This window comes from Paenarthrobacter sp. CM16, from assembly GCF_013179505.1.
Classification (GTDB): Bacteria; Actinomycetota; Actinomycetes; order Actinomycetales; family Micrococcaceae; genus Arthrobacter.
Window position 1 is genome coordinate 1 of sequence record NZ_JABMCX010000225.1, and the last position, 7,940, is coordinate 7,940.

General features: G+C 63.1%; 6 protein-coding genes and 1 pseudogene. 5 read left to right on the forward strand and 2 right to left on the reverse strand.

All coding sequences use genetic code 11. The features are described from left to right. Positions 1 to 337: pseudogene (locus HP499_RS17540) on the reverse strand (histidine kinase); the annotation flags it as partial. A gap of 216 nt (positions 338 to 553) precedes the next feature. Between HP499_RS17540 and HP499_RS17545 the strand changes: the two are divergent. Further along, on the forward strand, positions 554 to 937 hold the full coding sequence (locus HP499_RS17545; RefSeq protein ID WP_172325487.1) for an STAS/SEC14 domain-containing protein: 384 nt from the start codon (positions 554 to 556) through the stop codon (positions 935 to 937). Positions 938 to 956: 19 nt separating this feature from the next. Beyond that, entirely contained in the window at positions 957 to 1,766 is an 810-nt protein-coding gene (locus tag HP499_RS17550; RefSeq protein WP_172325488.1) for a class I SAM-dependent methyltransferase, read from the forward strand. A gap of 13 nt (positions 1,767 to 1,779) precedes the next feature. Here HP499_RS17550 and HP499_RS17555 read toward each other — a convergent pair whose 3' ends face one another. Further along, positions 1,780 to 3,999 carry a S9 family peptidase gene (locus HP499_RS17555; protein ID WP_172325489.1) on the reverse strand — a complete coding sequence of 740 codons (2,220 nt, stop codon included), beginning with the start codon at positions 3,997 to 3,999 and terminating at the stop codon, positions 1,780 to 1,782. 283 nt (positions 4,000 to 4,282) lie between these two features. On the opposite strand from HP499_RS17555, the gene HP499_RS17560 reads away from it, so the two are divergent. From HP499_RS17560 to HP499_RS17570, 3 genes are all read left to right on the forward strand, one after another. Then, on the forward strand, positions 4,283 to 4,990 hold the full coding sequence (locus HP499_RS17560) for a glycosyltransferase (RefSeq protein WP_309138415.1): 708 nt from the start codon (positions 4,283 to 4,285) through the stop codon (positions 4,988 to 4,990). Next, positions 4,987 to 6,429, forward strand: coding sequence for a glycosyltransferase family 4 protein (locus HP499_RS17565; RefSeq protein ID WP_172325491.1), 1,443 nt, complete (start codon positions 4,987 to 4,989; stop codon positions 6,427 to 6,429). Before HP499_RS17560 ends, HP499_RS17565 begins: the two co-directional genes overlap by 4 nt. Positions 6,430 to 6,475: 46 nt before the next feature. Beyond that, positions 6,476 to 7,940, forward strand: a 1,465-nt coding sequence (locus HP499_RS17570; RefSeq protein WP_172325492.1) for a lipopolysaccharide biosynthesis protein, incomplete at its 3' end; no start/stop codon positions are given.

Genomic DNA, 7,940 nt, shown 5'->3' on the forward strand with positions numbered 1-7,940 from the left:
CCCGGTGAACCAGTTCCCCGGACTGCACTGGGCTGATGATGTAGTCAGCGACGCGCCAGGACTCCACTTCCTGGAGGTCCACGGATTCCCGGGGAGCCAGGATCAGCAGCATGGGGACGCCCGGGCTGCGGAGTCCATGCGCCAGGGAGCTCTCAGCCACCGCCACCGAGGGGTTGTGGTGCTGGAGGTGTGAGGCCAGGGCCGCGGCATCCAAGGCCTGGGAAACGTCGAATCCCGCTGCTGCAAGGGCGGTCGTCGTGGTGGCCAAACGGTCCTTGTCTGAATCCGCCACTACTGCGGAGCGGGCATGCTGTACGCCGGCAACGGTCTCGCCCATTGAGCCCCTTCCGTTCCAACGTTTCATTCGCGGTGATTCATGATGTGGCAACACACTATCAGCGGCATTGCGGACAAGGGTGACCGTTGCCGAAATGTACTCGATGAGTCCTGGGCCACACCTTTACTTTGACCTGGGGATTCGACAGCCTTGAGGTTGTCAGCAGGGGAGCACCGCCCGCCTTCCCTGCAACAGCATCAACCAGCGAGGAGCACTGTGGACCACCCAGCATCACCCCAGGATCACCAGGATGTGTCATTTGACCTGGAGCTTGAAGAACCGGGCATCCTTCGCCTGACGTGGCCTCGCGGAGCCAGGATCAGGGAATCCGACGCCCAGCGGGCCATGGACCGGGTGAACGAGCTCTGCGGCGAGGACCGTCATCCCATGATCGTGGACATGGCCACCACCGATGATGTCACCCGCGGTGCCCGATCGGTGTTTGCCAAACCTTGCCAGGCGAACCGGATCGCGCTGTGGGGCTCATCTCCGGTGGACAGGGTCATTGCCAATTTTTTCCTTGGCATCATGAAACCACCGTGCCCCACCAAGTTTTTCACCTCCGAAACAGAGGCGTTGGATTGGCTGGTAGAGGCCTAGCGCCACATATATTTGGAGAATGTTCAGCGCCCTGCAGAAGTACCTGTTGATTCCCCGCCTCATCAGGCTCTCTTCCGCTGCGCCCAAGGATCCCCGTACTGCCTGGGAGCAGTTCTGGGGCGATATCCGCTCCACCGGCGCCACGGGCGATGTCCTCTGGGACTCGGGAAGCGACCACGAACTCAACGGGTACCTCCCCAAGATGGCGCAGCTGGACCGTTCGTTGCCGGTGGTGGACGTCGGATGCGGCAATGGCAGCCTCACCCGTCTGCTGGCCGGACACTTCCCGCATGCGCTGGGACTCGATTACTCTGCCAACGCCGTTGACCGGGCGAAGCAAGAGTCAGCAGGAATCACGACGGCGTCCTTTGCAGTTTGCGACATGACGGCACCTGACGCTGCCCGCACGGTTGCAACGGCACTTGAAGCTGCGGGCTGGACCGGGGACGCGAACGTCTTCATCCGTGGTGTTTTGCACGTTCTGGACCGGGACGGACGCTCAGCCTTGGCCGCGAACCTGCTGCCCGTCGTCGGGACCCGCGGCGGTGTCTTCCTCGCAGAGACCAACTTCCCAGGCACGCCTGTGGACTATGTGAGCCATCTTGGCGCCACCCGTCATTCCATCCCGGCCCCGCTGGAGTGGGCCATCAAGGGACTGCCAATGCCGGGCAGGTTCGGGGCTGCCCAACGGTCGAAGGCCTTCCCGGCCTCGGAATGGACCCTTGTGGAGGAGGGCTCAACGAGCATCGAGACGCGCCCCCTGAGCAATCCCTCGGCCCCGGAACTGATCCCGGGCTACTATGCGATGCTCAGGGCCAGCCAACCCTAAGAGTACAAAACTCCTACTTCAGGCCGGCACCCGGAAGGAGCTCGGTGGCTCCAAGGGAGTCGGCGACGAAGGCGTAATCCCAGGCCCGTTCACGCCATTGGACGTACCGGCCCGAGGCTCCGCCGTGTCCGCCGTCCATTTCGATCTTCATGACAATGGGCTCCGAACCGGTGGACACTGAGCGCAGTGCCTGGACCCACTTGGCCGGCTCGACGTACAGCACCCGGGTGTCGTTGAAGGATGTCACCGCGGCGATCTTGGGGTAGGCCACAGCCCCCACATTCTCGTACGGAGTGTAGGACTTCATGTAGGCGTAGGCCTCGGGATCGGTGATGGGGTTGCCCCATTCCTCCCATTCCAGTGCGGACAACGGAAGTTCAGGATCCAGAATGGTGGTCAAAGCATCCACGAACGGCACCTGTGCCACCACTGCTGCGTACTTTTCCGGGGCCATGTTGGCCACCGCGCCCATGAGCAATCCGCCGGCTGATCCACCCATCGCCGCGATGCGCGACGGGTCAACCCAGCCCGATCCCGCGAGCCAGTCCGTTGCGGCAATGAAGTCCGTGAAGGTGTTTTTCTTGGTGAGCTTCTTGCCGTCCTCGTACCACTGGCGGCCGAGTTCGCCGCCGCCACGGATGTGGGCGATCACCATGATGATGCCACGGTCCAGGAGGGACAACCGGGCCACACCGAATCCGGGGTCCATACTCATTTCGTAGGAGCCATAGCCGTACACCAGCCCGGCGTTCCTGCCATCCTGCTGGACCGATGCATGACGCAGCACTGACAGCGGGACCCGGGTGCCGTCGTCGGCCGTTGCCCATTCGCGGGTGGCGACATAATCCTGCGCTGAGTAGCCGCCCAGGACCGGGCTTTCCTTGCGGAGCAGCAGTTGGCCCGAAGGCAGGCAGGCCGTGGGGAGGACGAAGTCGTACACGCGCGAGGGCGTGAAGTAGGACGTGTATCCCATCCGGATCACGGGAGCCTCATAATCCGAACCGGCCACCCCGGCGGTGTAGAGCTCTTCGTCAAAGGCCGGCTCCACGGGTGCGCCCTGGGCCTCGGTGCCGAGACCGGCCAAGGGCAGAACCTGGACCCGCTCAATAGTGTGCTTGCGGACGGAAAGGACCACGTGGGTGGACGTCACACCGGCGCCGTTGACCCGGACGTCGTCGGAATGTTCGACGACGGTCCGCCAGAGTTGTTCTGTCAGCGGCTTGCTGAGCTCAGCGGGGTCCACCAGGCTCACCATCGAGTTGATGGCGTCCTTGTTGTGGGTCAGGAGCAGAGTTTCCCGGCCATCCAGGAGGAAGGGCTCTGCCTCGTAGAGAACGTGGTGGTCGCGGGAGATCACCGTGGTGAGTCCTGCTGCGTAATCGTCGAACCGGAGCAGCCGCGTCTCACTGAATTCCGAGCAGCCGATGCTCAGAACCAGGTGGCGACGATCTGCGGAGAGATCGAACCCAAGCCACATGGCGACGTCGTCCTCCTGGTAGAGAACCTCATCCTCGGCCACCGGCGTGCCCAACAGGTGGGCCTTCACCTGATATGGACGCCATGAATCATCCACCACGGTGTAGAAGAGGCGCGTGCCATCGGGGGAAAAAGCTACACCGTAGAAGATGTCCTCAATGACGTCCGGGAGGAGTTCGCCGGTGCGCAGGTCCTTGATCCTGAGGGTGAACCGTTCATCACCCGAGTTGTCCACAGCGTAGGCATAGAGGTTGCCGTCCACCGTCACCGCGGCACCGCCAACGCTGAAGAACGGCTGGCCCTCTGCTTCGATGTTTCCGTCCAGGATGACCTGCTCGCCGTCGATCGCCACGCCGGGCTCTACCGACGGGGGTGTCCAGTCCGCCACTGGGTCCCCGGTGTTGTGGGCCTGGACGCGGCATTGGATGCTGTACTCCTTGCCCTCCACCGAGCGGCTGTAGTACCACCAGCCGTCTTTGCGGCTGGGCACGGACAGATCCGTTTCCTGGGTACGGCCCTTGATCTCCTGGAACATGGCCTCACGCAAGGGCTCCTGGTGCGCGGTAACAGCTTCCTGGTAGGCGTTCTCTGCCTTCAGGAGGTCCACCACCTCGGCGGATTCCTTGTCCCTGAGCCACTCGTAGTTGTCCACAAAAACATCGCCGTGGTGTTCACGGCGCATGGGGACCCGCTTGGCGACAGGAGGCACCGCTGCTGATTCCGGAGCAGTGGCAGGGACGGAAGATGTGTGGCTCATGTGGCCACTCTATAGACGGGCTCAGACAAGGAACCAGCAATTTCGCTCAGAGCGCCGGGACCGGCTTCCCGTATTGAGAGTGGTCCATGACTTGGACCACTACGGCTGGATTGGCGTCATGACTTCCGGGGTGCCACCACTCCTTATATTGCGAGCACGTTTTTGTGCCGTACCCGGATATATGGAGGTTCAGATGGTCCTTCTTCAACAGCACAGCGTGCACATAGGCAAGAGAGGGAGTCTTCAAGCGCGTCGACATTCAGACTCACTGCGCCGCTCGAGCGTGGACCTTGAGGTAATCATTCCTGCTTACAACGAGGCCGCCAGGATCCCCGACACCCTGAAACAAACCGTCGATTTCCTGGCCGTCCAGCCGTGGTCTTCGCGGATTGTGGTGGTGGACAACGGCAGTGTTGATGAAACTGCCGCAGTGGTCCGCCGGATCTCGCGGGAAGAAGGGGACATCGTTCCTATTTCCGTGGTGGGGTGCTCCCGGAAGGGCAAGGGCGCCGCGGTCCGCCGTGGCCTCCTCAGCGGAACGTCCAGGTTCACGGGATTCTTCGACGCCGACCTCGCCACACCGCTGGAAACCCTCACCGAGACCATGGCTCACCTTGCCGACGGAGCAGCAGCGGTGATCGCTTCCCGCCACGCACCCGGCTCAACCCTGGTCCGCCCCCAACACCTCGGGCGCAGGGTGGGAGGCACGGCCTTCCGTGCGCTGACCAAATCAAAGGTCAAAGGCATCCGGGATACCCAGTGCGGATTCAAGTTCTTTGAACGGGATGCCCTCACCGCAGCCATGGTGCAGTGCCGCAGTACCGGGTTCGCCTTCGACGTTGAGCTTCTGCTGCGCCTGCAGGACAACGACGCCAGCATTATCGAACTTCCCGTGGCATGGACGGATGGAGCCGCATCAACGTTCCGCCCCTTCCAGGACGGGGTAGCCAGTTTTGCCTCGGTGATCCAACTTCAGCGGGCAACCCCATGACCTCCGGCCTTCCTGAGATAAACGCCCCGGCCCTTCTCGCAGGAAAGCATGTGCTGGTGCTCAACTGGCGCGACGTCCAGCATTCACAGGCCGGCGGCGCCGAACAGTACATGCATGAGATTTCCAGGAGGTGGGTACAGAACGGCGTCCGGGTCACCTGGTTTACAGGTCGCGACGACGGCCAGGCGCCGGAAGACGCCATCGATGGCATCCGTATCCTGCGGAGAGGCGGAGCGCTGTCCATCTATGGACATGCCGCGCTCAGGCTCCTGCGGACCGGCGGCCAATTTGATGCCGTGGTGGATTGCCAGAACGGGATACCGTTCTTTTCGCCGTTGTTCCTTCCTCGGGAACTGCCGATCATCCAGGTGATACACCACGTCCACCAGGAGCAGTTCCGCACCAGGTTCTCGCCGCCCCTGGCTGCCGTGGGCCGGTTCTTGGAAAGCTCGGGAGCCAAAACGGTATATGGGCAGCGGTCCATTGTTGCTGTATCGCCCTCCACCCGGCTGGAATTGAGGAAGCTCGGATTTTCGGGTCCTGTCCACGTGGTGCCGAACGGAACCATTGACATCCCCGATGCCGTTGCCGACCGAGCGCCTGAGCCGACCATCGCCGTCGTCAGCCGTTTGGTGCCGCATAAGAGGCTGGACCTGCTGATGGGCCAGTTTGCTGTGGCGGCGCGCAGCGTTAAGAACCTGCGGATGGACATTGTGGGGGACGGTCCGGAGCGCCCACGACTGCAGCAGTTGGTGATGGACCTTGGCCTGGACCACGCAGTAACGTTCCATGGCTACCAGCCCAACGACGTCCGTGACAGATTGTTGAGCCGGGCTTGGTTGACGGCCTCCACCTCTGCCTCGGAAGGCTGGGGTTGTTCGGTGATCGAGGCCGCCGCGTGGGGCGTTCCCTGCATTGCCCTGCGGGTGCCCGGCATACGGGATTCGGTAGTGGACGGCAGAACCGGCTGGCTGGTGGACACCCCCAAGGAATTCGGAGTGGCATTGGTCGAGGCAATTACCGCCATGCATGATCCGGACGCGGCGCTGGACGTTTCGGTTGAGTGCCGGGAATGGGCCCGCTGTTTCACCTGGGACCGTAGCACCAGGCTCCTCACAGGAGCCCTGTTGGAAGAGGAAAGGATGCGGCGTGATGGTGGGGACCCGCGTTCATGCCACTCTGACCTGTCCACTTTGGTGCGCTTCGAGCGGCCCGAGGATGCCGATCTTCAGTCCATCCTCCGCAGGACGGATGAAGTTGCTGTCACCGAGGACGGACAGCTCGCTGTCCTGATGAAGGGACGTGACGAGTTCGAGGCCTTCGCGGCCATGCAAAGAATTGGCGTGACCTCTGCGGAGGTCCGTTCCGCCGGACGCACTGCTTTGCTGGCCGGTCCCGGGAGCGCTTTCACTCCCGCCGATGCCTTTGACGGCCAGTAACGGGCGTTCATCCATGGATCCATCCCAGAAAACAATGACTCTTGCTGTGCGTCAAAGACCCAGGGCAAACCGGAGGGCTTCGGACAAAGACCCGGGAATCGCCGCGAACAGCGGCTTCCTCGCAGTGTCGGCAGGGGTTGTAGGCGTCATGAGTTACGCCTGTACCCTCCTCATGGCCACCAAGCTGGACACTGCGGACTACACCATGTTCGCCGCCGCAGCGATGATCCTGGGGGTTGTGGGAATCGTGGCCAATGCTTTGGTCCCGCTTCCTTTGTCCCACGTTGTTGCCGTCCACCCGGCAGGTTCCGAGGAGCGCCGTAATGGCGTTGCGTTCTCGGTCTTCGTTTCCTGCCTGGCGGGACTTGCCGCTGCAGTGATCTCAGGCAGCGTGACGCTCGCGCTCGCCGGCCCCGTTCTGGCCGCAGTAGTGGCGCTTGCAGCCTTTGTCATCTTCCTGGCGAATGCACCCGCGGGGTGGCTGCAGGGCGAGCTCCGTTTCACCTGGTACGCACTCTCCACCGTGGGTGAGGTTCTCTTGAGGCTCATCTTCAGCGTCGTGGTGATTGCCATGGCCTGGGGTGCGGGGGGAGCGGTCTTGGGCTTCGTCGTGGGATGCCTTGCGCCCCTAGTGGTGCCGTGGTCCTTCTACCGGGACCTGCGGTGGCGTCCGCGGGTTCTGTTGGAGAAGTGGAGATGGGCCGAAACCAGTGACATCGCCTCCGTTCTCGGCGTTGTCTCTGTGTTGGTGGGCGTCGACGTCGTGGTGGTCGGCTTCCTGGCCGGCGGCTCGGCCGAAGCTGCAGGCTTCCAGGCGCTTGCGACCATCGCCAAAGGGCCGGTCTATGTGGCAGCCGGAACCGCATTGGTGGCCTTCCCGTTGCTGCGCACGCCCGGTGCCAAAGCAGGTGAGGTCCTGGGTGCAGCCTTTGCCTCATTCGGGCAACTTGCCGTGGTGGCCTTCGCCATCATCGCTACAGCCCCGCCGTTGATGGCCGGATTCATTGTTCCTCAGAAGTACCACGGTTCCCTCGGGCTCCTGCCGTGGCTGGCCGCTTCCGGCCTGGGTTACGCAGTCCTCATGGTTTTGTCTACGGTTCTCCTTGCCTTGCGGGCTTATCGCCGATGCCAGATTGGCCTTGCCTGCGCGTGTGTGTTGGTGGTGGGCGGTCTTTGGGTTGGCTGGCAGGTCAATGCCGTGGCCGGCATGGCTGTGGGCTCCGCTGTGGGCGCCGTCATGGCCGGTGGTGTGCTGGCTCTCCTGGCACGCCCGGTACTCATTGCGGCTCACCCCGGCCGGGGCGCCGGCCCGTTCCTGCTTCTGGCCGGCGCCTTGATAGTGGCGCTCGCTGTGGCCGCCCAGGTCCAGCCCTTGGTGTGGCTGGCCCTGGCCACTGTCAGCGGCCTCATGGTTCTCGCTCATCAACGGGGGCTGCTGCCGCACAGAAACGACTTCAAAATTTCACGACGACGCCGGGAAGCCAGCGGGCGGTCGGCCGGCGATCGGGCCG

Bases quoted from the DNA above. Each gene is read 5' to 3' on its own strand.
- HP499_RS17550 (WP_172325488.1), top strand. From the start codon at position 957: ATGTTCAGCGCCCTGCAGAAGTACCTGTTGATTCCCCGCCTCATCAGG.
- HP499_RS17555 (WP_172325489.1), bottom strand. From the start codon at position 3,999: ATGAGCCACACATCTTCCGTCCCTGCCACTGCTCCGGAATCAGCAGCG.
- HP499_RS17565 (WP_172325491.1), top strand. From the start codon at position 4,987: ATGACCTCCGGCCTTCCTGAGATAAACGCCCCGGCCCTTCTCGCAGGA.